This is a genomic window from Rhodovulum sp. BSW8 (assembly GCF_003314725.1).
Taxonomy (GTDB): Bacteria; Pseudomonadota; Alphaproteobacteria; order Rhodobacterales; family Rhodobacteraceae; genus Rhodovulum; species Rhodovulum visakhapatnamense.
On the sequence record NZ_QNVX01000018.1, the window covers coordinates 1 to 23,203 of the forward strand.

The following is a 23,203-nucleotide window of genomic DNA, read 5'->3' on the forward strand; positions in this document are numbered from 1 at the left end:
GACCGCTGAGAGCTTCCTCGGCTTCATTGACATCACGTCGATCCGTCTCTGGGTCCGCCATTTGTCAACATGACCTAATCAGACCTTCCGTCCGGCGGATATCATTCTGAAGGAAATCAATGCCCGAATGGATCGGATGCCGGAATGGAAACGGCATAATTTCAGCCTAAGATACTTTGAAGTTGACCGAGATCCGCTCGAAAAAGCCTTGGTGCTCAAGAAGGAAGATGAGCGCCTCTACCTCTATTTGAAGCAGGTGTTTCAGGATGAGCGTAGGGTCGAAAAGGCGCTCACAGAGCTTTTCGACCGGCCCGCCATTGCTCTGTCCCGCCCCCTCCCAGATGGGTTTTGGCTGCGAGCTGTTTCTGATGATGAATCGCTCCTCTCGAAGAAGGGTGGTGAGAAATACCAGAAGGCAGTCGCAGCCCAAGCAGAGCAATGTGCTCAAATATTTAGGTTGCCTCTTTCGGTTGTGTCCGGTCGTGCGGGCACCGGAAAGACAACCATCATCCGTGCCATAGTCAAAGGCATCCGGCAGGTCGAGGGAGTTGGCGCGCCGATCCATGTGATGACGCCGACCGGCAAGGCAACGGACCGTGTACGCGCCGTATTCGAACGTCACAAGATAGCTGGTGTCGACGTGTCGACGATCCACTCCTTCTTGGCTTCAAACGGCTGGCTCAATGACAACCTGACTTTCAAGAGATGGGGTGGAAAACGCTCTGATCTCGAAGGCACGATCGTCATCGACGAAACATCCATGCTTGATCTTGCGCTCGCCGCCACATTCTTCCGATCAATCGAATGGCAAAACGTGAAGCGTCTCATCCTTGTTGGCGATCACAATCAGCTTCCTCCGATCGGCAGGGGGCGCGTCTTCTCGGATATCATCGAATGGCTGCGCGAAGCCGAAACGCATAATCTGGCGGTTCTTGAGACTAATATGCGTCAGATGGAAAATAGGCTCGACGGGAAGGGTCAAGGCATCCTCGATCTGGCAGAACTATTTTTGGTAGATTCGGCGGTGCAAAGCCAACAAACGACGCCTGAGGCAGAGCAGCTCCTTCAGAAGGTGCACCAAGGGGGGAAGATCGACGAAGATCTGGATGTTGTCTATTGGAACTCGGCCGATGACCTCGTGGCTAGCCTAGTGTCAGACCTGGTCTCAGTCCTGCCGCGAGAAGAGGCTGACCCGCCAATTTATAAGTTGTGGCGCAATGAGATCGTCCAGAACAATCCCGAGCGCTTGCAGGTCTTAACCCCTCACCGCGGGGAGCTTCATGGCGTCGAGGCGCTGAATATTGAGCTTCAATCTGTTTTGACAAATGACCTGATAGACCGTGTGGGTGCAGTTGACGGCATCACGTTGAACGACAAGGTCATCCAGATCCAGAACAGAACATCTCGACGGGGACTGTGGGCCTTTGATTTCGCTATCGGAAAAGCCCGCCAAGTTGAGTTATTTAACGGAGAAATTGGGTATGTCGAACCCCATAATTTCGACCGGGCAGATCTTAAGAAGGTCTTCGCGGGCTACAGCAAAAAGCGCCTGAAACGATTTCAGGTTAAATTCGCGCGAAAAGAGAAGATTTGCGTAAACTACGGTCGCGAAATCCCAACAGCGACAAGAGGTAGATTCACATCCGAGAGCGTCGAGAATAATCTCGAACTTGCTTACGCAATCTCTATTCACAAGTCACAGGGAAGCGAATTCGAGCAGACATTCGTTGTCCTCCCTGCGTCTCGGCGACCGCTCAGTGCGGAGCTTCTCTACACCGCACTAACGCGCGCCCAAGGCCATTGCAGGCTGTATGTTCAGGGTAATCTCTCACCATTGCTGGATGCGAGGCGGAAAGAGAACGCACAGAGCGTACTCGTTTCGTCATCGCTTTTCGGTCATTTCAGGACTGTTGACGAGCGCCTGTTGGATAGAAGCAACTGGTATGAAAGCGGCAAGATTCATGAAGCGCTTAGCGGGGACATGGTGCGGTCGAAATCCGAGGTGATCATCGCAAACTTGCTCCACCAAGCAGCCATTCCATTTTCATATGAAGAGCCGCTTTATGCTGATGACGGCAGCTTCTTTCTGCCGGATTTCACACTTCGAGTAGGTGGGGAAAAATACTTCTGGGAACACTGGGGGATGACGTCAGATGAGGGGTATTCGGCACATCGCGATAAAAAGAAGGCTTGGTACGAGATTAATTTCCCAGGGCGCCTGATCGAGACTCTCGAAAGTAGCCAGCTCAGTTCCGACGCAAACAGACTAATTCAGCAAATCAGGCGAAAGTAGGCGCTAGCGCGGGCCACGTCGCACACTACGAACGACGGTTTAATGACAGACAATCTCCATACAACCTCAACCCTTAGCGCAATTCCAATCAGCATCTATGTGCTAGGTTGTTCTTGATGAAATGCGGCATCCTGATCATAGGCTCCCTGTACTGGGACGAAGAAAACGGGCGGACCGACTGGCGCAAAAGGCGGCTGGACATGAGTGCCAGTATCCCGGTGCGCGCACCTATTTATTACGGGCGCAAGTCGACCTCGCGGGGCAACACCTACACGATGACTTTTCGACGCAACGATCCGTCAGGCATGGCGGTTCTAGTGCCATGTCAACTTGAGATTGAAACGATCGATGACTTGAAAGACGAAGTCGAGGCCCTGTGGAAGGCGGAAGCTCCCAACTCCCGATCAGGCGCGATCGGCAGTGCTTGGGGCTGCGTCGGGGCGCTGCTTGGGAGTGATGAATCCAGAGAAGCGCTGGCACAGGCCTGGAATGCCCATTTCCGGACGTGTCGAACGGAGGGACTCTCTGTAGTTGATGCGGATGGCATTCTCGATATCGTCTGGCCGGAAACCGGGAACGGGGCACCAGCGGACATGGATGTCATACTGGCCACTGCCACCAAGCCGATCACTGTACCGCCTCGGGCGCATTCCGTCGCAGATGCGTGGCTCAGTCAGAGCGGCGGCTATGAGCGCTACTTCCTTGAGAATGTGCGCCATGGCATCCGCACATTTGACGATGGCGAAATCTGGCAGAGAATTGAAGAGCGGGCGCCCCACTGGCTGAACTCCGAGGACTACGCACTGGCCATCCAGACCTTGCGAGCCGAAGCGGCAGGCCACGAATAGTTGTCTGATGACCACGGATCACCATTGCCATAAAAGACGTCGTCTAGTCGCCCTGCAGGAGCCTCTTGAGATTTGATAGAATCTGCGAGCGGGCGTTCTCGACCGACGACCCCACCGAAGAGGCGACCATTTCGACCGCGCGGCCAACTTCGCCGGGTTCGATCGGCTCGTTACCGCGAGAGAGGAAGGGTCCGTCCGTCTCGGTCAAAACACGGTTGATTGGTATTTCGCGCATCACGCGCAATCCGGTCGCGGAAGCGAGCATACCCTCGTTCACGGAGAAATAGCAGCCGCGATCAACGGCCCTGCGCACATCAGCCTTGCTGCCCGTGAACCAATGCAAGACGACGCCCGCCCGATCTGGGGGAAGATGCTCATCGAGCATGTCCAGGACCGGCTTTGTCGCCCTGACGCTGTGCAGACTCAGGATCTTATCGCCATGTTCGGAGCAGGCTCGGAGAATTCTGCCGAAGACCGACTGTTGCAGCTCGAAAGACCGATAATGAGCGGGTCCGCGATCAAGCCCGATCTCTCCGACATAGCGCGTCAGCGGCAAGAGCTTCTCGAACAGGTCGATCTCAAGATGCCGATCAGCGATGAGCTGCGGATGCAGACCGAGCCCAACCCGTACGAAGTCGCTGTCTGCGGACAGTTCGACATTTCTTTCAAACGCCTTCGGGGTAGTCGTAACCGCCAAGGTCGCTACGCGCTTGCGATCGCAGGCCGCAATCGCTCTCGCGAGGTCGGGATAGAGGTCGAGATGCGTATGGAAATCCACGTAGTCAGGCCGCATAGTCACCCGCCCGGCCGTGCCCGAACACCTTTCAGGAGCTCGGCGACTTCAAGGACGCCACGTCGAAACACGTCGGCATAATCCGGTATCTCATCCGGCTTGTCATGGAGCGGACCAGGCTTGTGGACCAGTATCTTCGCGAGATCCGGCTTCGCCCTGATCCGCTTGGCCATCAGCTGGAAGGACCGGACGTGCTCCCCTTCGGGCTGGTCGGACGCCAGGATATGTCCCTTTAGATCCTCAACCATGTAGAGCGTCTCATCGTCTCCATCGAGACCGACTTCGAGCGAAGCTCTACGGATCAGGCACGGGACGCAGTACCCGCAGTGCCGAGGGGAGAGCTTTTTGTAGCGCGCCTTCGCCGGCGACGAGCAAGACATGGAGTTCGCCACGATCTTCTCAAGGAAAGATTTGTCGGCGCAGTTCGCAACCATCTCGCCCTTCGTCATGTGCCTGTATGGGTTGTTCAGTTCGACATCGAGGGTGAGAGCATCGATTAACCTCTGCATGCTTGCGATGAAGTGCGGATGCGCCGTCCGCGTGCTCAAGGCCCCAAATCGCAACGGGTCAAGGGGCACGTTGAGCGCGATGAGGCCGTTCTCCGGTATGTCGACCGTGGTCCGTCCATCTATCGCCGACGCTGCCAGCGTCGCCAGTGAGTAGAAGAGGAAGGACCGTCCCCGCTGGGTGTTCTCCGTCTCCCCGGTGGTGAGATGGTGCTTGTCGAACCCCAGCCGCACCCGGAGGCTCTTGAAGGCCTCTTTGCCGAACCGGTTTTCCAACCGGTCGAGGATATAGGCTTGGGCTTTGGCAGTCTCGCTGTCCCAGTAGTGACTGACGAACAGCGGGCGTTCACTGCCGCTCAGGAGATCGACTGCGCCGATGAGACTGTCCAAACCACCGGAAAGGAGGCTGACCTTTGTCAGCCCGTCGATCGCCAAGCGTTTCGGAGCGACGGCGAGGGTTCTGGTCCTCTTTGTCCGGTCGTGAAAGAAGACACGCCACCGATCCCCGGAGAGAAAGCGCAACATTGACTCGATCGATCCAGTGCTCTCCGTCCAGGCCGCGACAGCAGATACCGGGACGTAGAGATCGATCTCGCGGGTCCAGCCGTCTTGAGCGTTCAGCTTGCGGGAGACTCTCGTGTCCCCGGCGTTGACGAGCGCGGCGAGGACGACGAGGTCAATTCCCTTCTCCGAAGGTTGCAGCCCGAGGAAGGCGAGTTGGTCTAACGCGTGACCGATGCCGAACCCCATGCGCAGGTCACCGTCCAGGAAATCGATCTCGAATACGTCGGAGTCGGACTGGACCAAGTTGATCTTGCCCTTGTCGTCGGGACCAAGCCGACCGATCAGACTGAACCTTCTCATCCGTCGTCTCCCAAGGCTTCGATCAGATCGAGTGCTGCGCTGTAGAGATCGTCGACGAAGCTATCGATGGCCGCCGCATCCAGGTCGCTCAGATCGGTTCCGCGCACATCGAACTCATCACGCACACAACCTTCAACGAAGTCATGCAGCATGGCTTGCGCGCGTTCGACCCCGCCGATGTCCGAAGGCGCCGCGATGGCGTTGGTTCCTACCTCATTGAGAATTTTCCCTTCGATCGAACGGCTCACCACCCCGATGAAGAACTCGCGCAAATCGTCTGCGGAGAGCTCATCGAAGTTCCCGACACCTGCCGCTGCTAGATCGGCGACCGTCTCAAGCATCGCGTCCCTCGCGATCGCTTCGTCAATGGTGCCGCCCGCAGGACACAGCATATCCGTCAAAGCGACGAACACGTCCTCGGCGGCAGCTCCCGCCATGCCCTCAAGATTGAACCGCCTCAGCGCCTCTGCCGGACCCTGATTTACGAAGTTCCTCGCGAGGCCGGCTACGCCTCCGGCCACGGCGCGGGAGTTCGGCATACGGCTCGCCGCAGCGCGTCCGCCACCGCTCGCACCTACATATCGGCTCGCGCCACGCCGCAGGGCTCGCTCATCAGATGTTCGCGCACCCCTCGTCATGTTCCCGCGAGCGCCACCGAGACCCGAACTCGCTGGAACGGCAGGTATCGGCGGGTATGCCTGAGCCGGTGTCGGCCCGGCCGGCGCCTCCCCGTTTTGATCCGGTCCCCCGTTCCCGTCGCCCCCTGTGGATTCTGGCTCGGCATTGTCGGGCGCGGCCGCGGGCGGCGACGCGGGCTCGTCGACCCAGCTCGGAACCAGCCCGTTTTTGGAGCCGTCGAATGTTCCTGACGTCCCCATCAGCTACGCTTCCGCTTGCTGGAGAGTTTCATCGCCGCGCTCGCTGCAGCCTTTAGCGGCTTGTTATCGTCCTGATCGGCCCATCCCTTGAGCGTCGTCGCAAAGTCCGAACCTACGTCGATTTCGCTGAAGACTGACGCCCAGCCGCTGACAGTCCAAGGGCCGAGTTTGGAGACCGGAAGATCCTGCACGAATGAGAGCAACGGCCTCTGAAGGAAGGGATGCTGACGCGCCATCTCGGCCAGCCCCTTCACGCCCGCGGGCTCTTGAGCCAGGTCCTCTGCATCTCGCACTTTGGCGCGCAGCGCGTCGAAGACCTGTTCCGCTTCAATCGACTGAAGCCGAGCAACTTCCGCCGCAGCCTGCTTCACCTGTAGCGGCGAGCCCTGAAGCTTGGCGACGAGTTCGTCCAGTTCGCCCAGGGATGTGACCGCGCCAAAAACGCTTCGCCTGTCTCGGGTTACGAAGACGTATGGTCTGAGATCGTTTTCGGCGAGAGGCGGATCAATGGCCGCCCACTGCTTCGCCCATTCGATGTTTGGCCAATCGGGCAACGAAGTCTCCGTGGACGGACCAGTTGTTTTCCCGTCCGCCGACTTCGTCTCCAGGCCGGAGGGAGGGGCTGCGACCACGGCTTCGAGCGCCGCGAGTTCCTCCGACGCCCCAGTGTTCGCGGACCCGCGCGCCATCGCGTCGTAGAGCTCAGGGGCGAAGCGTTCCGCGAGCATGATCTTGGCGAGTACCGAGATGTTCAGTTCATCGCGGAAGCCGCGCTCTTCCGCGATAGCCAGACGAAGCATCATCGTGTTGATGAAGCGCTTTATTTGCCTCGGATTACCCCGCGCGCCGTCCGCCAGGATCGGAGCGATCCGCCCGGCCAACTCCATCGCTCGCTCTACCTCGACCGGTACGCCGCCTAAGGCCTGCTCGACCGCCTTCCGGTCGAGGCCAGGGCCTTTCCACGGGCGGCGCAATACCTCGCGCGCCAGCGCGGTCAATTTCTGGAACTCGTCGGATTCCTCGCCGAAGACGTTCAGCACCAAGAGCAGCGTTACATAGATCCGTGTCTCGGCATATCCGAGCGAGGGCAGACGGAAGGGAACCTGGATCAGCTTCTCCAGGTAGTTGCGAGCATAGGAGGCTGGACCAGTAGCCACAGGCAGGTCCGGGAAATGTTGCCGCACGGCGTATTCGATCATCCCCTCGTCCGCTCCGATGACAAAGACTGCTCGTGGTACGAACAGAAACAACCTGATCGCCTCCAGCGTTTCGATCGCAATATTCGGAAGGCATCGGTCGAGGTCGTCGACAAGGACCACCAGGCGATCGATCTCGGCGTCCTGTAAGAGTTTGGCGAACTCCTCCCGGAAAGCGTGCATCTGTTCGGGCGCGCTTTCTTCAGCGACTTCGCGCAAGTACTCGTCAGAACCCTTGGCGAGCGCAGCCAGATTCTCCGGCGACACGTCCTCGGCACCCTTCCCGAGGAGACTTCGCGCGGCTTCACCAAGATCCTTGATCGTGTCGGGATGGGGAATCCCGGTGGCCAACGTCAGGCCATATGCTCCCGCCTTGCGTGCGAGCTTCATCCAGTCGACCCGTTTCAACACCCTCTTCGCCTGTTCAGCGACTTTCTGCGACGTGGGGCGCTTGCGGCGCAGTTCCTCGACGATGGTTTCGATCAAAACCGCCTTTGCGTCCTCAAAGCCCTGGAACAGCCAGCCATTAAACCGCACGCAGAGAACACGGTCGTCGTCGGAGAATGCCTCTTCCACCATCATGAGGATGCTGGATTTGCCGGCGCCCCAGTCGCCGTGAACACCTACGCTCAGAGGTTCGTCCGACTTTTCACTGACAAGACGGACCACCGTCTTGGCGATCGCTTCGTAGTAGAGAAGATCGACCGCCGTCTCGTTGTCGGCGACGATCATCTGTCGAGCCTCACACGCAAACGTCTGGCGCGCTCCTGAAAAGCCCCTGCGCCGCCTTCGAGAATATCGCACACCATTTTTCTAATCTCTGCATTCTCCAATCCCCCGGAAACATAGGTGATCGGCGGGAGCGAATTGTGAGGATGCGGGCCGGCTTCGGCAATGATGATTTGGTCCGCGTCAGTATTTATTACCAAGTTAGCATTGTGCGTGACCATGATCACCTGGCGATGTGATTTGGCCTCGGTGAATAGCTGTACTAGTTCGTCAAATACCGATTTCGGGTCTAGATTTTCTTCTGGTTGATCGATGAGAAGCGGCCGGTCATCCTTGTCATCTAAACCCAGGTAGAGAAGCAGAAGGACAATCCCGCGCGTGCCGGGTGACAGTTTGCGTATATCGACACCATCGTATTCGATCCCATATCGGATTTCGATATGATCAGTACTGAACAGCCATTGAGCGAAGCGTTTCGACCACACACGAAACTCGGCCTGATCTGTTCTCGCAACCGGTGAATGGTCCAGCAGATCGTTCTGGTACAGCCGTCGGAACTCCGCCATCGCCGTAATTACCGCGGCGGAATCTCCAGTTTCCCAAGCGGATTTCAGTACCTCATTTGCTTTTTGCTGAAGCGTTCCCTTCCCTCGGAAGGAGCCGGTCTTTCTCAGGTCGATAAGGCCATCCTCGGCCACATCTGCCCATTGTTCCACGTCGGCTATGCGTGCGACGGAGAACGAGAGCTTCTTCAAGGTGCCCGAGGATGCGCCAAGTCGCGCCATCAACGGCGCGTATAGTTCTTCCAAAACAGACTGCTCCGCGACCAGCGCATCAAAAGCCCTGCCATAGGCCGCCTCACGATCGGCCTGTAGCTGGCGGGCGCGGTCCTTGGCGCCCTTGGCATCGTTCAGCTTCTCCGTCAGCGTCTGCAGTGCCGCTGTTTCGGTCGCGATGTTGCTGGATAGCGCTGCATAGCGACGTTGGGCATCCTTGTCGGCGTTGACCAGCTTTTCCAGCCGCGCCATCTCGGCGTCCAGCACCGCTTGGGTTATCGTGGTGAGATCGGTGTCGTCGGGAAAATAGGGGGTGTTCGGGGCGCCGGGCTGCGGCGGTGTGCCCTTGAGTTTGGCGATTTCGCCATCGACCCATTTCACATAGGCGCTCAGATTGTCATCGACCGGTCCCGTATAGTCCAACAGGAAGGCGGCCCACTGCTCGTCTGTCATTCCACTGTGCTCATGCCGCGACTGAGCATGGCGAAGCGCTTCAGGCGCCTGGTTGCGGCGCATGTCCTTCACTTCATCTTGTATGGCGAGAAATGTTTGTCGCTGCCCTGTGTACCGGCGAAGCTTTGCGCGGACCTGGTTAGCCGCACCGGCCAGCTCCGTGTGTCGCTGAGCTCTTTTTTCGCTGCCTTTCGAAACCAGTTTGGCGCGGTCGGCGGTATAGGCATCGACCAGCTTCTTTTTCTTCGCTACCTCCGCCTCGTAGCTGGCGACGAGCTTCTCCTTCTCCAGCTCTATACTGATGCGATCAGAGATCTGGGCGACTGCTTCGGCCTCCCTGGCGCGAGCGAGACGATGCCGTGATGCGCGCTGTTCCAACAGCTCCGCGAAATTTAGCGCGCCGTCCCGGGTTTCATCGGGATGCGCCTCGAAAATCACACGCTCCATTTCTCGGAGCAGCCCGTCGGTCAGGCCGTTTGACGAGCAGAGCTCCTCGACAAACTGCTGAGACAGATATCGCACGCGTTCATAGCTGAACGGCCCGTTGGCGTCGGAGCCATCAAGGGCGCGCGTTTCGGGGTCTCCAGCCGCCCACTTCACCCTTACCTTTGCATCACCCACAAGTGGGCGAGCGCGAACGAGGAAGGAGGGGTTCGCCCATTCGTCGGCTTTCCAGGCATCGTCCGGGATCGAATCGCAGCCGGCTGCGATCATGTCTGCCAGAGCCGTCTTGCCGGAACCGCGGGCTCCGATGATCGCGACCAGGCCCGGATTGAGCGGTATGGTCGACGTCTTCATCCATGGCGCATCGAGAACTTCGATTCCGGCAATCACCTGCGAAGGCGTTGCCGACGCTGGCGGCTCGCTCCCGACATGTGCCCGGTCGCCCGGGTCGATACATGCTTGCCGCAGCGCGTCGAATTCGAGCCCGCCCTTGATCCAGGAGAAGCGGTCCCCGAACGGAGAAGCAACACTCTCGAGGTCATGTGCATCGCTTCCATGCAGGCACGGCTTCAAGCCACCGTACACTTTACGAATTTCATCGGCAGACATTGAAGGTTTGCGGCCTAGCCAGAATTCCCGCTGCGCTTCGCTACTGGCGAATATCACATGGGCAAAGCCTTCGATCTCACGTCGGATGGTTTGATCGGCGGCCTCTCGAACGCCCGATGTTCCATCGTTCGCCCCGCCTGCCACGCCGATCAGAATGTTCTTTTTCGCCCAGCCGCTCTCCGCATACACTTCCCGAAGCTGCTGGAAATTGACCTTGAACTGGCTCGCGCCATAGGCGAGTGCGGCTCCATCGTCGGTAATGTTCGGATCCGCTTTCTTACCCAGCCTGATCAGGTCGGCGCGCGTGCAGTCGAACCGATCCTGCATCGCGTTGAACTGCAGACGCGACAATAGCCGTTGCAACTCTTCGATGTGCTGGGGATCTTCGGGGCTGACGAAAAGATGCAGATTGACGAAGCCTCCTTTCGAAGTCGCAACGTCGAGCCTTACCTCCACGTTCGGAAAGATGAGGGCGGTGTTCGGGAGTCTGCCCGCATCCCGGTATCGCAGGACTTCCCGATAAGCGTCGGTCACGTAGTAGTCGGTGACAGCAATCGCCTCGATGACCGGCGTCGCCTGTTCAAGCGCCTTGAGATAGTCGTCCCATGCGTTCGGCCCGCTGAACTGATTGTTCATCACCGTGCCGGGTGCATGGATATGTGGCTCCCACCTGCGCCACTCCGATCCGCGATTTAGCATAAGCCCCCCCATAAATGCTTTTGTCCCTGAATGTTTTCGTCAGAGCAACCTTCTACTCTACTACTATTGATCTAATTCATTTGCTCGCCTGGCCCGTGGCATCAAGAAACCGGCTAGTTCCTCAATAACCAGTGCAAGAGGCCCCGGATCAACTGCAACATCCTCGATAAATGCATGCCACTGCCTCTGCTTCTGTTCGTCCGCCGCAAATGCCGACGTAAGCGCATCGGGCAGATCAATCGGAATCGCCGTCTCGCGCCGCGTAAAAGTCGCGGCGATGGCCTGTGCAAGCCTGTCGTCATCGAAGCTGAATGACCGACTGAGAATCCAGATATCGTAGAAGTCCTTCATCCGGCTGTTCGCCCGGCCGAGGGCCACCATCGCCTGGAATTTCTCGGCGATGACGGTCTCCCGCGCATAGGCGCGCAACCGTGGCGCGGGGAAGTCGAGCATGACCGGGTAGTCAACGACTTCCGCCCCAGGCTCTAGCGCATCGCCAAAGCCGATATCGATACTCAGATTGATCCGCGCGCCGCCTACCGAGGCGATCGTACGTAACCGAAGGCCGCCATAATCGAGCTCTTCGCGAATGCGGTCGACGCGCAATGTTTCCGGATCGAACACGACGCCGTCTTCAATATCCTGGGTGAGGATGTCCCGGAAGGTTGCCAGCATCGCGTCTTCGCTCGGGTCGCCGAAACCCAGAAGATCGAGATCACGCGTCCCGCGGTGCGGATCGTCGAACCAGCTCATCATCAGCATCGCGCCTTTCAGCACGAAGCGGTCTGCATGGGGCGATTGGCCGAGCCGGAACAAAAGGCGTTCCAGCGCGAAACGCGTGAGCACCAGATCGAAACTCTGTCCGTTCGCCTTTGAGACCGTGAGCAGCCGCGCTCGCACCGAAGCGCCGATATTCTTGATCTCCTTAGCCATTGGCGGTCAGCGCCTCCAGATAGGGGCGGACCACCGTACCGACCCCGCCTATGTCGGCAGCCCTCGCGATCTCGGCGGGCGTGGCTTTACGTTGGCGCAGAGCCTCCTGCAGGCCTTCGAGTGCAACAGGAAGACCGATCTTGCCGCGATGGCGGAAGCAGTCCGCGACGGTCTTTGCCACGCCGAACACCTTTACCGACACACCTTCGATCACATGGGTTTCGACGCTATCGGCAAGCAGATCGTCCGAGAAACGTAGCACACGGATCAGCACATCACTCGACTTCGGCGTCCAGTCGTTCCGGCCGATCGCCATCCAGACCTTCTTCGGAAGTTGATCGGTGAGTTCATGAAAGGCGAGCGCCGAGACAAGGCAGATCACGCCTTTAGGAAAACGTTTGGCCGCCTCAGCGAGGCTGTGATTTGCGTCGAGCTCTGCGTCGGGAAGCTGATAGAGTCCACGCGCCAGCCGGATCACCTCGCCATCCTTTTCCATGCGGCTAACGGTTGCGGCGGTGACACCGGCTTCTCTGAGTTCCGCAAGTCGCATAATCCCACGCGTCGCTAGGAGGTCATGGGCTATCGAGCGCTGGGACCGGACCTGAGGCATAGATACATATTCTCGCACTTCAACAGTCATAGTGAGAGGTTTTGTATCACGTAGAGCAGTAGAGGAAAAGACCAACGACGTTGTTGGCTCGGCTGTTTGGAAGCCACCGCGCCGCTGATTGGAAGCGTAGGGACCACAACGTGGAAAGCCCAAGAGGGGAAGGCCTTCCCTTGCGGCCGAGCCTATAGTCTCGGCCGACCCCTTCGAGCGGGGGATTCCCCCGCAACGCCCCTTTGAGAGTGAGAGTGCGGACCGGTTCGCCGTGACGGGTTGAGGGCTGGAGGAGAGGCCTCCGGCGCCCGTCGCGGAGAACCGCGATGTCCAGACAAAACCGCAAATCGGACGCCAAGGGCGACCGGACCAATCTCTATTCCGAAATCACCGACAAGATCATCGCCGAGCTGGAGGTCGGCCGGGTGCCCTGGGTTCAACCCTGGGGGACGGCGGCGGCCAAGGCGCCGCTGTCCATGCCGCAGAACGCCTCGACAGGACAGACCTATTCCGGGATCAACGTGCTGCTGCTTTGGGGCGCCGTGATCGAACGCGGCTTCTCCGGCCAGAGCTGGCTGACCTTCCGTCAGGCGCTCTCGCTCGGGGGCAATGTCCGCAAGGGCGAACGCGGCACCACTGTCGTCTATGCCGATCGCTTCGTGCCGGAGGACGAGAAGCGCCGTGCGCGCGAGACCGGCGAGGACGCCCAGGCGATCCCGTTCCTGAAGCGCTTCACCGTCTTCAACACCGATCAATGCGAGAACCTCCCCGAGGATGTGGCGGCTGCCGCGCCACCGGTGCCGGTCGGGTTGATCGAACCGCGCGTCGAAGCGCTGATAGCAGCGACGGGGATCGACTTCCGCATTGGCGGCAACCGGGCCTTCTACGCGCCCGCGCATGACTATGTGCAGGTACCGCCGCCGCAGGCCTACTTCGAGCCGATCAATTGGCATCGCACCGCCCTGCATGAACTCGGCCACGCCAGCGGCGCTCCCCATCGGCTCAACCGCGATTTCTCCGGCTCGTTCGGCTCGAAGAAATATGCCTTCGAGGAGCTCATCGCGGAGATCAACGCCGCTTTCTGCTGCGCCTCGCTAGGTCGTGTTGACAAAAGGGATTCCGCTCGTGCGTAGGGCATGATTCAAGGTGGCATCTGCGATGGAGACCAGCTTGGCACGAGATCTTATGTCGGACGAGGAATGGGCGTTCTTCGAGGGTTTCATACTCGCCGTCCGCGCCCCGAACGGGCGCAAAGCCGCCAATCACCGCCTCGTCCTTGATGGGATTTTCTGGATTGCCCGAACCGGGGCGCCATGGCGGGACCTACCTACCTGGCGAGTTCGGCAAATGGTCAAGCGTTTACCGACAGTTCCGGCGCTGGACACTGGCGGGCCTCTGGCAGGACATCATGGATGCCCTGAACCAGAGCGGAGCCGTGCCAAGCGCCCTGCAAATGATCGACAGTACCGTGATCCGCGCCCACCCTCAGGCAGCGGGCGCTAAAGGGGGACTCCACGACAGGGTTTCGGCCGTTCTCGAGGTGGCTTTACGACCAAAATCCACCTCCTCGTCAACGCACACGGGCTTCCCATGAGGACAGAGATCACGCCTGGCCAAACGTCAGACTATCTCGGCTTCGATCTGGTGATGGCGGATAATCTGCCCCGCCCGAGCGTGCTCATCGCAGATCGCGGCTACGATGCAGACAAGATCAGAAACGGCATGGAGGCGCGCAACGTCCTGCCCGTGATACCGATGCGCAAGTCCCGCAAGAAGCGCATTGGTGTCGATCGCTCGCTGTATCGCCTGCGTAATCTGGTCGAACGCTGCTTCAACAAGCTCAAGAACGCCAGGCGTGTCGCGACCCGCTACGACAAGACCGCTGAGAGCTTCCTCGGCTTCATTGACATCACGTCGATCCGTCTCTGGGTCCGCCATTTGTCAACATGACCTAGGGACGTGCGGTTTAGCTCGAAACCGTCATGTCATTCGTTAGCCAAGAAGGTTAAGTAGACACACGCCAAACGGTAGCTCCGCCCTGACGGGTCCCAAATGCCCGTCTCAGCATTCCAGATCATCGTTCGGAGAGGTTATCGGAGGTGTCCAGTTTTTGACCACGACCGCCGCGACAGCGCTCGAGACTCTTGCGGTCTCCGCGCTGTCGCTCAACACTGCAAATCGACCGGAAGATTCTGGATCGCCCCGGCCCTAATCGCGGGGAAAGGTCACCGGGATTCGAGCCGTCGTCTGAAGCCTGCAGGGAAAGAGGCCATTCCTTCCGAGCTTCGATGTCGCGCAACCGGACCGGGCGACGGCCATGTCACGTTCAGTTTTGCACGATCATTTTTGCAACGAGTTCGGCTGCATTCTGAACGCCCAGCTTTTTCATCACCGAGCCGCGATGCACTTCGACCGTCCGTGGCGAGATGCCCATGGCAAGGCCTGTTTCCTTGCTGGTGTAACCATTCACGATGTAGCGCGCGACCTCGCGTTCGCGGGGGGTCAGCGTGGCCGAATTCGGCGGACGGTTCTCGAGATGCTCGAAGGTCCAGACCATGAGTCGAAAGGGATCCCCCGGGGTCAGGGTCCGCCCGGACGCCCGGGTCCAGATGATCTCTCCGCTGCGGCACTGCATGAAGCGCTCGTCGGTATAGCGTGGACGCTCGTCAAGCCAGCGCCGCCAGCGTGAGCCGGTCTTCTCGTAATCCACGCTCGAGGGGTAGAGCGCCCGGATCGACCGGCCCTCCAGCTCGTCTCGGGTCCAGCCGAAGATCCGTTCGATCTCGGTATTGATTCGCTGGATCACCCGGTTCGACAACACCATCAGACCGATGGGCGCATCCATGAAGCCGGTAAGGTTGAGATCTGCGTCGGATATCTGGTCGTAAGCCATCGGTCGCCCCCTTCGCTGCATCTGCATCTACGTAAGTGATACGTATATTTCTACGTAGTTTCACCAATATCTGCCATGCGTTTTTCACATCACTGTCGGGGCTGGAGGACGACATATGACGCAGGACATCTTTATCACCGGCTCCGGCCACACCCGTTTCGGACGGCTCGAAGACACGCTTGAGGGTATGATCGTAGAGGCGGCGCGCGAGGCGCTGAAGGAGGCTCGGATCCCGCCGGCGGAAATCGATGCCGTCTTCCTCGGCCATTTCAATTCCGGGTTGGTGCCGGACGGCTTTGCCTCCTCGCTGATTTTGCAGGCGCATCCCGACCTGCGGTTCAAACCGGCGACGCGCTGCGAGAACGCCTGCGCCTCTGGCGCCGCCGCGATTCATGCCGGGCTGAATGCCATTACCGCCGGACGCGCCCGCAACGTCCTCGTCGTCGGCGCTGAGAAGATGACCCATCGCCCGACCGCCGATGTCACCGCCGCGCTGGCGGGGGCCGGGTATCAGAACGATGCAGCGGAAGCCGCGCTGAGCTTTCCGCAGGTCTTCGCCATCGCCGCCGGGCAATATGCCGACCGCTACGGCGACCCGATGGACGCCATGGCGCGGATCGCCGCCAAGAACCATGAAAACGCGATGAAGAACCCTCTGGCGCATATGCACAAGCCGCTGAGCCACGAGTTCTGTCGCGAGGTGAGCGACAAGAACCCGCTGATCGCGCCCCCCTTGCGGTTGAGCGATTGCTCGTTGGTGACGGACGGTGCCGCCGCCATCGTCCTGAGTGCGGCGGACGCCCATGCCCGGGACGCAACCGCCCGCGTGCGGATCGCCGCCGCCGAACATGTTTCCGATTACCTGCCCATGAGCCGCCGGGATTTCGTCGCTTTCGAGGGGCCGGAACGCGCCATTCGCCGCGCCTATGAAACCGCGGGCATCACTGTCGACGATCTCGATTTCGCGGAGGTCCATGACTGTTTCACCCCGGCGGAACTGCTGATCTACGAGGCCATGGGGCTTGCACCGAAAGGCCAGGGCGCGAGCGCGCTCGATGACGGCAGGGTCCATGCCGATGGCCGTACCCCCGTGAACCTCTCTGGCGGGCTCAAGGCCAAGGGGCACCCGGTGGGCGCGACCGGCGTGTCGATGAATGTCCTGGCGTTCCGGCAACTGACCGGACGCGCCGGCGACATGCAGCGCAAGGGCGCGGAATGGGGGTTGACCTTCAACATGGGCGGTGCCGCCGTCGCCAATTACGCCACGATCCTGCAGGCCGACCGCGCCTGACAGCAGACGTTCCAAGGATTTCGAAGACGATGAACATCGCGAACTGGCTATATCAGACAGCCTTGTCATGGCCTTCCCGCCCGGCGCTCTATGAGGGCGACAGCCTGCGCCAGACTTATCACGCATTGCTGCAGGCGACCTGCGACCGGGCCGCGTGGATGCAGGCGGTGCATGCGATCGAAAAGGGCGACCGGGTTGCGATCTTTGCCAAGAATACCCCGGAATATATCGAACTGCTGCACGCTTGCTGGTGGCTCGGAGCCGTCGTCGTGCCGGTCAATTGCAAACTGCATCCGCGCGAGGCCGAGTGGATCATTCGCGATTCCGGCGCGGCCCTGACCATGACCGAAAGCGGCAGGGTCTTCGCCGATCGACAGGACATCCGCGAGGTCGCTCTCGGCAGCCCCGTCGCCGGCACAAAGGAGATCGTGCCCCCCGCCAGGGTCGGGGATCGCGACCTGGCCTGGCTGTTCTACACCTCCGGCACGACGGGCACCCCCAAGGGCGTCATGCTCAGCCATGACAATCTGCGGCACATGACCCTGTGCTATGCGCTCGATGTCGACACCGCCCGGCCCGAGGATCACATGCTTTACGCCGCCCCGATGTCGCACGGCGCGGGGCTCTACATGTTCGCGCAAATCCGTGCCGGAGGCGCACATCTCGTGCCCGCCTCCCATGGCTTCGACAGCGACGAGATCATCGCGCTTGCCAAGACCCGCGGCAATCTCGTGTTCTTTGCCGCTCCGACCATGGTCAAGCGCCTGATCGCCACGGCAAAGCAGCAGGGTCATGACGGCACCGGCTTCCGCACGATCATCTATGGCGGCGGGCCGATGTATGCGCATGACATCGACGAGGCGCTTGCCTGTTTCGGACCGCGTTTCGTGCAGATCTACGGCCAGGGCGAGACGCCGATGACAATCTCCGTGCTGCCGCGCGATCTGGTGGCCGATCAGTCCCACCCGCGCTGGCGCGCGCGGCGCGCCTCGGTCGGCATTGCGCAGGGGGCGGTGACACTTGCCGTTCTTGGCCCCGACGGAACCGCCTTGCCCCGCGGTCATACCGGAGAAATATGCGTGCAGGGGCCGACGGTGATGACGGGCTATTGGCGCAATGAAGCGGCCAGCGCACAGGCGCTGCAGGATGGCTGGCTTCGCACCGGAGATCTCGGCCATCTCGACGAGGACGGCTTTCTTTACCTGACCGACCGCTCCAAGGACGTGATCATCTCCGGCGGCACCAATATCTACCCGCGTGAGGTCGAGGAGGCGCTGCTGGCCCATCCGGCAGTGTTCGAAATTGCCGTGATCGGCGAGCCGGAGCCCGACTGGGGAGAGCAGGTCGTGGCCTATATCGTCTTCGAACCCGGCAAGAGCGCCAGCGTGCCCGAGCTTGACAGCTGGTGCCGCCAGCAGATCGCCGCCTTCAAGCGGCCGAAGCGCTACCTGTTCGTCGAGGAACTGCCGAAGAACAGCTACGGCAAGGTTCTGAAGTCCGATCTGAGGTCCGGCAAAGGCGTCGCGACCGCCACGGCATAGGCCGAGAAACGATACCGGGCAGGAGGAGCCCGGCCCAAAGGGAGGAGACACCCATGAAAAGACGTGACTTTCTGAAAACGACGGGGGCTTTCGCAGGGGCGGGGCTCATCTCGGGCCTGCCCGGGCTTGCCAATGCCGCGACCTCGCTGAAATTCGACAGCTATGTCAGCGAGACCGCCGGTCCGTCCTGGGTCGATCGCTGGTTCCTCGAGGAACTCGCCAAGCGCAGCGATGGCGACATCGGCATCAAGTATTACTGGGCCGGCAGCCTCAACAGGGTCGGCGAACATCTGGGCGCGGTGCGCGACGGCACCAGCGAAATGACACTGATCGCGCCGGGTTATTACCAGGCCGAGCTGCCGGTCACGCGCGGCCTCGAGTGGTATTTCCGCATGGACCGCGCCGATGAGCTGCAACTCGTCTGCCGCGATGTCTATGCGAATTTCGCGCCTCTGCGGCAGGAATGGGAAGAGCGCCACCGCAGCAAGGTGCTTTACTGGACCAACTGGAATTACGCGCCTCTGGTGATGCGCGATCCGATCAGCTCCATCGCCGATATCAAGGGCAAGAAGATCCGCGGCTACGGCGTCGCCACGGATGTGATCGAAAGCCTCGGCGGCATTGCCGTACCGATGGCGGCGGGCGAGGTCTATCAGGCGCTCGAACGCGGGGTTCTGGACGGGGTCTACGGCTTCGATTTCGTCACCGCCGTCGCCTACAAGCTGCATGAGATCGCGCCGAATTTCTACGATATCGGCGACGGCCCGCACGCCCCCGCCGTCACCATCATGAACCGCCGCGTCTGGGAGGACCTGCCCGCCGAACAGCAACAGATCTGCACCGATCTGGCCGATGAGCTGTATGGCGGGAAATTCGCCGAAATCTACAACAAGGTGCTGGCGGATTACGTTCGAAAGGCCGTTGCCGAAGGCGTGGTGTTCGCCTCCCTGTCGGACGAGGAAAAGGCGCAGACCAAGGCGCTTGTCCAGCCCGCACAGGTCGACAAGTGGATCGAGACCGTGGCCAGGCCCAACGGGATCGACGGTGCGGCCATGCAGGCGGTGGTCGAAGAGGCGATCGCCCGTCACGCGGGCACCGGAACGATGAAGCGCCCGATCGAAATCGCGGCAGACCTGTAAGTCGATGCTGGCACGCCTGAACCGCCTGTTCGACGGACTTGCCCGGATCACGTCATGGGTGGCGCTGGGGTTCCTCGCCTTCATGATGGTGGCCATCACAGTCGATGTGGTGGCCCGCGCCACCTTCGGCCGTGCCGTGCCGGGGCTTTTCGAGATGACGGAAATGTCCATGGTGATGGTGGTCTTCATGGGGCTGGGGGCGACCCTGCTCGATGACGGTCACATCCGGGTCACCATGATGACCGATGCCCTGCCCGGGCCGTTTTCGCGCGGATGCACGGCACTGGCCTGGCTGTTTGCCGCCCTGACCTTCCTGATGCTGGCCTGGCCCGCAACACAGGAGGCGGCTTACTCCTTCTCGATCAGGGAGTTTCGCTGGGGGTATTTCCAGGTGCCGATCTGGTGGGCAAAGATCGCGGTGGCCGCGGGCCTCTGGTTTGCCGCGCTGCAAGCCGCCCTGCACAGCCTGCGCATCGCGCTGAAGCAGATCGAGCTGCCGCATATCGACAGCTTGCGCTCCGGCCCGGGAGACAAGCCCCTGCAATGAGCAGGACGCGGCCCGAGAGGTCCCGGAGGCATGTCACCGGGATCGCGACCCAGCATTTCACAGGACATCGACAATGGATGTGACGCTCATCACCCTGCTCGCCGTCGGGCTGATCTTCTTCCTCATGGCCCTGGGTGCCCCGGTCTTCGCCGCATTGGCGCTCTCGGGGGCTTTCGGCATCGTCATGGTGGAAAACCTGGGCTTCCTGCTTGCGCGGCTGAAATCCTTCTCCTTCAGCCATACCGCCAACTACGCGCTCACGGTCATCCCGCTATTCATCCTCATGGGGGCCTTCGCGCATCATGCGCAGGTCGGCAAACGCCTGTTCCATGTCGCCAATAAATGGGTCGGGCATCTGAGCGGCGGACTGGCGATGGCAAGCATCCTGACCTCCGCCGGTTTTGCCGCGACCTCGGGCTCGTCGGTGGCGACGGCGGCCACGGTGGGGGCGGTCGCCATCCCGGAAATGAAGGAAAAGGGCTACGATCCGCGCCTTTCGGCCGGGGCGGTGGCGGCTGGTGGCGTGCTGGGCGTCCTGATCCCGCCCTCTGTCCTGTTGATCTTCTACGCCGCACTGACCGAAGTCTCTGCCGGCAAGATGCTGATCGCCGGGTTCATCCCCGGCCTCATCACCACGGCCGCCTTCATGATCGGCGTCGCCCTGATCGGTCGCCGGGTGCAGAATCATTCCACCCGCGCGCCCAAGGCGTCATGGGGAGAGAGGCTGTCATCGACGACGCAGGCCTGGCAGGTGGCCGTCCTGTTCGCAATCGTGCTGGGCGGGATTTACCTCGGCCTCGTCACCCCGACCGAAGCCGGCGCCATAGGTGCGCTGGCCGCTCTCGTCATGCTGGTCTTCGCGAAATCGGCACGCGGGCGTCTCGGTCACTACCTGTCCGAGAGCTTCCGCTCGACGGCCACCACCACGGTGATGATCCTTTTCACGATGATCGGCGCGGGTATCTTCAGCTTTTTCCTGACCCTCGTTCAGGTGCCGCAGATGATCGCCGAGACGATCACCGAAAGCGGCATCCCGCCCCATCTGATCGTCGCCGTGCTCTTGTTGCTATATATCCCGCTCGGAATGTTCCTAGATGCCTTCTCGATGATGGTCATCACCCTGCCCATCGTGTTTCCAACGGTCTCGGGGCTTGGGTTCGATCCGATCTGGTTCGGCATTCTCTGCGTGAAAATGTGCGAGATCGGGCTGATCACTCCGCCTGTCGGCCTCAATTGCTTCGTGATCGCGGGCATCGACCGCGACACGCCCCTGCCGGATGTGTTCCGCGGGGCGCTCTGGTTCGTGGCGATCGAGATGGTGACCATCGTCCTGCTGTTCGCCTTCCCCGCGATCGTCACCTGGCTGCCCGACACGATGATGGCCCGATAAGACAGGAGATTCCCATGACACAGCGTAAAGACTATGGCACCGCCTTCATCACCGGCGGCGGTTCCGGCATCGGGCGTGCCAGCGCCCTGCGGCTGGCCGCACTGGGGGCCCGCGTGGCCGTGGCCGACCTGAGGTTCGAGGCGGCCGAAGAGGTCGCTCACGAGATCCGGTCGCATGGGGGGGAGGCAATCGCGTTCGATCATGATGTCGCGGATGCTGGCGTTCTGCCGGGCGTCGTTGCACAGGCCGAAGAGCAGCTTGGTCCCATCGACATTCTGGTGAACAGCGCCGGGATCATTCTGGTCGAACCGCTTCTGGATTTCGCCCCCGAGACCTGGAACAGGATCATGGAGGTCAATGTCACCGGCACCTTTCGGGTGAGCCAGCATATCGCCCGCGGCATGGCAGCGCGCGGTTATGGTCGGATCATAAACATCGCCTCCATCTCCGGTCTGCGCGCTGGTGTCGGACGGGCCGCGTATGGGACGTCGAAGGCCGCGATTATCGGTCTCACACGGCAATTCGCCTTGGAATTGGGCTCCAGAAACATCACGATAAATGCAATCGCTCCGGGGATTATCGAAACGCCGATGACGCTGGCGGCCTATAGTGAGGACACTTGGAAGCGCGTCCTGGAGATGATCCCTGCTCACCGTCGTGGCCAGCCAGAGGATATAGCCGAAGCGGTCGCCTTTCTTGCAAGCCCCGCAGCATCATATGTGAACGGCGAAATTCTAACTGTCGACGGCGGTTATGTTGCATCTGGCATGACGCAGACCGGTAATCTGGAAACCTGAATGCTGAGCTTGCCCCCGGATCCCGGACTGGGGTGATGTTCACTATGCGGCCATCCTTGCCTGTTCGGGCGTGCGGGAACCGATGCTCGAATGGCGGCGCCGGCGGTTGTAGAAAATCGCGATGTACTAGAACGGCGCGGCCCTCGCCTCTTGGCGCGACCGGAACCTGGTGCGGTGGACCGGTTCGTTCTTGAGCGAGCTGAAGAAGCTCTCCATCGGCGCGTTCTGCGCCTTCGAACGGTCCCCCGGACCGTCCGATCCGCTGGCGTATTGAACTCCACGATCGGAGTGACAAACCAGTCCCGGTACCGGTCGCCGGTTCTGTAGCGCCATGCGGATCGTGTCGACCGCGAGGCTGCTTTTCAGGCGGTCCGACATCGACCACCCCACGATCTCCATGGTCGCCATGTCTTTCACCGCCGCCAGGTAAAGCCAGCCCTCGTCAGTGGGCACGTAGCTGATGCCAGCCAGCCAGATGCTGTCCGGCTCCGCGGCGCGGAAATTCCGCCGCAGCAGGTTTGGCGCAATGTCGAGATTGTGCCGGCCGTCGGTCGTTCGCGGAACGCGGCGGCCCCGGCGCGGCGGACGGATATCGTGACCTTTCATGAGCCTGGCCACCGTCTTCCTGGTGACCTGCCCCCCGGTCGTCCCTCGTTCATAACGAGAGCCCTTGGGGTTGATAGTGGTCGGTTTCAGGTGTGGCAAGCGCGCCGGGCGCGGAGCCCTCAGATTGCTCAAGCGCCCGGCGAGCTTCTGCGTGGGTCTTGTTGCCCAGCGAGGAATGCGGCCTGACGTGGTTATAATCGTATCGCCAGATTGCCAGTTTGCGCCGGGCATCGGTCAGTCTGTCGAAGATCTCCTCGTTCAGGCATTCGTCGCGCAGGCTGCCGTTGAAGCTTTCGATGTAGGTCGTGTTGACAAAAGGGATTCCGCTCGTGCGTAGGGTATGATTCAAGCTGGCATCTGCGATGGAGACCAGCTTG

The 23,203-nt window shown here is 60.6% G+C and carries 19 protein-coding genes and 1 pseudogene; 10 read left to right on the forward strand and 10 right to left on the reverse strand.

Features of this window, described 5'->3' with window-relative positions; translation table 11 throughout:
* Positions 1 to 127 precede the first annotated feature (127 nt).
* Both DSD19_RS11255 and DSD19_RS21440 read left to right on the forward strand, forming a co-directional pair.
* On the forward strand, positions 128 to 2,293 hold the full coding sequence (locus DSD19_RS11255) for an ATP-dependent RecD-like DNA helicase (protein WP_113669653.1): 2,166 nt from the start codon (positions 128 to 130) through the stop codon (positions 2,291 to 2,293).
* Between the two features lie 116 nt (positions 2,294 to 2,409).
* Positions 2,410 to 3,141 (forward strand): hypothetical protein, encoded by a 732-nt coding sequence (locus DSD19_RS21440; RefSeq protein WP_133260407.1) that lies wholly within the window; start codon positions 2,410 to 2,412, stop codon positions 3,139 to 3,141.
* A gap of 43 nt (positions 3,142 to 3,184) precedes the next feature.
* Here the strand turns inward: DSD19_RS21440 and qatD are convergent, their stop codons facing one another.
* The 7 genes from qatD to DSD19_RS11295 form a co-directional block, all read right to left on the reverse strand.
* Positions 3,185 to 3,934, reverse strand: a complete 750-nt coding sequence (gene qatD, locus DSD19_RS11265) for a Qat anti-phage system TatD family nuclease QatD (RefSeq protein WP_113669655.1) — start codon at positions 3,932 to 3,934, stop codon at positions 3,185 to 3,187.
* Between the two features lie 2 nt (positions 3,935 to 3,936).
* Positions 3,937 to 5,304: a Qat anti-phage system QueC-like protein QatC gene (gene qatC / locus DSD19_RS11270; RefSeq protein ID WP_113669656.1), complete on the reverse strand. Its 1,368-nt coding sequence runs from the start codon at positions 5,302 to 5,304 to the stop codon at positions 3,937 to 3,939.
* Complete coding sequence (gene qatB, locus DSD19_RS11275) at positions 5,301 to 6,182, reverse strand: Qat anti-phage system associated protein QatB (protein WP_371412584.1); 882 nt, start codon at positions 6,180 to 6,182, stop codon at positions 5,301 to 5,303. The genes qatC and qatB overlap by 4 nt, the downstream gene beginning before the upstream one ends.
* Positions 6,182 to 8,110 (reverse strand): Qat anti-phage system ATPase QatA, encoded by a 1,929-nt coding sequence (gene qatA / locus DSD19_RS11280; protein WP_113669658.1) that lies wholly within the window; start codon positions 8,108 to 8,110, stop codon positions 6,182 to 6,184. Before qatA ends, qatB begins: the two co-directional genes overlap by 1 nt.
* Positions 8,107 to 11,088 carry a TrlF family AAA-like ATPase gene (locus tag DSD19_RS11285; RefSeq protein ID WP_113669667.1) on the reverse strand — a complete coding sequence of 994 codons (2,982 nt, stop codon included), beginning with the start codon at positions 11,086 to 11,088 and terminating at the stop codon, positions 8,107 to 8,109. The genes qatA and DSD19_RS11285 overlap by 4 nt, the downstream gene beginning before the upstream one ends.
* A gap of 63 nt (positions 11,089 to 11,151) precedes the next feature.
* Positions 11,152 to 12,021: a nucleotidyl transferase AbiEii/AbiGii toxin family protein gene (locus tag DSD19_RS11290; protein WP_113669659.1), complete on the reverse strand. Its 870-nt coding sequence runs from the start codon at positions 12,019 to 12,021 to the stop codon at positions 11,152 to 11,154.
* Positions 12,014 to 12,571, reverse strand: a complete 558-nt coding sequence (locus tag DSD19_RS11295; RefSeq protein ID WP_207802452.1) for a type IV toxin-antitoxin system AbiEi family antitoxin domain-containing protein — start codon at positions 12,569 to 12,571, stop codon at positions 12,014 to 12,016. The genes DSD19_RS11290 and DSD19_RS11295 overlap by 8 nt, the downstream gene beginning before the upstream one ends.
* A gap of 377 nt (positions 12,572 to 12,948) precedes the next feature.
* Here DSD19_RS11295 and DSD19_RS11300 point away from each other — a divergent pair, with 377 nt between their 5' ends.
* Together DSD19_RS11300 and DSD19_RS11305 are read left to right on the forward strand one after the other, a co-directional pair.
* Entirely contained in the window at positions 12,949 to 13,755 is an 807-nt protein-coding gene (locus DSD19_RS11300; protein ID WP_207802453.1) for an ArdC family protein, read from the forward strand.
* Between the two features lie 25 nt (positions 13,756 to 13,780).
* A pseudogene (locus tag DSD19_RS11305) lies at positions 13,781 to 14,572 on the forward strand (IS5 family transposase).
* Between the two features lie 376 nt (positions 14,573 to 14,948).
* On the opposite strand, the gene DSD19_RS11310 reads toward DSD19_RS11305, so the two are convergent.
* Entirely contained in the window at positions 14,949 to 15,515 is a 567-nt protein-coding gene (locus tag DSD19_RS11310; RefSeq protein ID WP_052677964.1) for a LuxR C-terminal-related transcriptional regulator, read from the reverse strand.
* Positions 15,516 to 15,630: 115 nt separating this feature from the next.
* On the opposite strand from DSD19_RS11310, the gene DSD19_RS11315 reads away from it, so the two are divergent.
* From DSD19_RS11315 to DSD19_RS11340, 6 genes are all read left to right on the forward strand, one after another.
* Complete coding sequence (locus tag DSD19_RS11315) at positions 15,631 to 16,806, forward strand: acetyl-CoA acetyltransferase (protein WP_113669661.1); 1,176 nt, start codon at positions 15,631 to 15,633, stop codon at positions 16,804 to 16,806.
* A 62-nt stretch (positions 16,807 to 16,868) separates the two neighbouring features.
* Positions 16,869 to 18,347: a class I adenylate-forming enzyme family protein gene (locus DSD19_RS11320; RefSeq protein ID WP_371412586.1), complete on the forward strand. Its 1,479-nt coding sequence runs from the start codon at positions 16,869 to 16,871 to the stop codon at positions 18,345 to 18,347.
* A 53-nt stretch (positions 18,348 to 18,400) separates the two neighbouring features.
* Positions 18,401 to 19,486 carry a C4-dicarboxylate TRAP transporter substrate-binding protein gene (locus DSD19_RS11325; RefSeq protein WP_113669663.1) on the forward strand — a complete coding sequence of 362 codons (1,086 nt, stop codon included), beginning with the start codon at positions 18,401 to 18,403 and terminating at the stop codon, positions 19,484 to 19,486.
* A 4-nt stretch (positions 19,487 to 19,490) separates the two neighbouring features.
* Positions 19,491 to 20,033, forward strand: a complete 543-nt coding sequence (locus tag DSD19_RS11330) for a TRAP transporter small permease (RefSeq protein WP_075789437.1) — start codon at positions 19,491 to 19,493, stop codon at positions 20,031 to 20,033.
* Positions 20,034 to 20,106: 73 nt separating this feature from the next.
* Positions 20,107 to 21,423, forward strand: coding sequence for a TRAP transporter large permease (locus DSD19_RS11335; protein ID WP_113669664.1), 1,317 nt, complete (start codon positions 20,107 to 20,109; stop codon positions 21,421 to 21,423).
* Positions 21,424 to 21,437: 14 nt separating this feature from the next.
* Complete coding sequence (locus DSD19_RS11340; protein ID WP_113669665.1) at positions 21,438 to 22,220, forward strand: SDR family NAD(P)-dependent oxidoreductase; 783 nt, start codon at positions 21,438 to 21,440, stop codon at positions 22,218 to 22,220.
* A 126-nt stretch (positions 22,221 to 22,346) separates the two neighbouring features.
* Here the strand turns inward: DSD19_RS11340 and DSD19_RS11345 are convergent, their stop codons facing one another.
* Positions 22,347 to 22,826, reverse strand: coding sequence for a DDE-type integrase/transposase/recombinase (locus DSD19_RS11345; protein WP_113669666.1), 480 nt, complete (start codon positions 22,824 to 22,826; stop codon positions 22,347 to 22,349).
* Between the two features lie 49 nt (positions 22,827 to 22,875).
* On the reverse strand, positions 22,876 to 23,203 hold a 328-nt coding region (locus tag DSD19_RS11350), incomplete at its 5' end, for a transposase (RefSeq protein WP_243627908.1).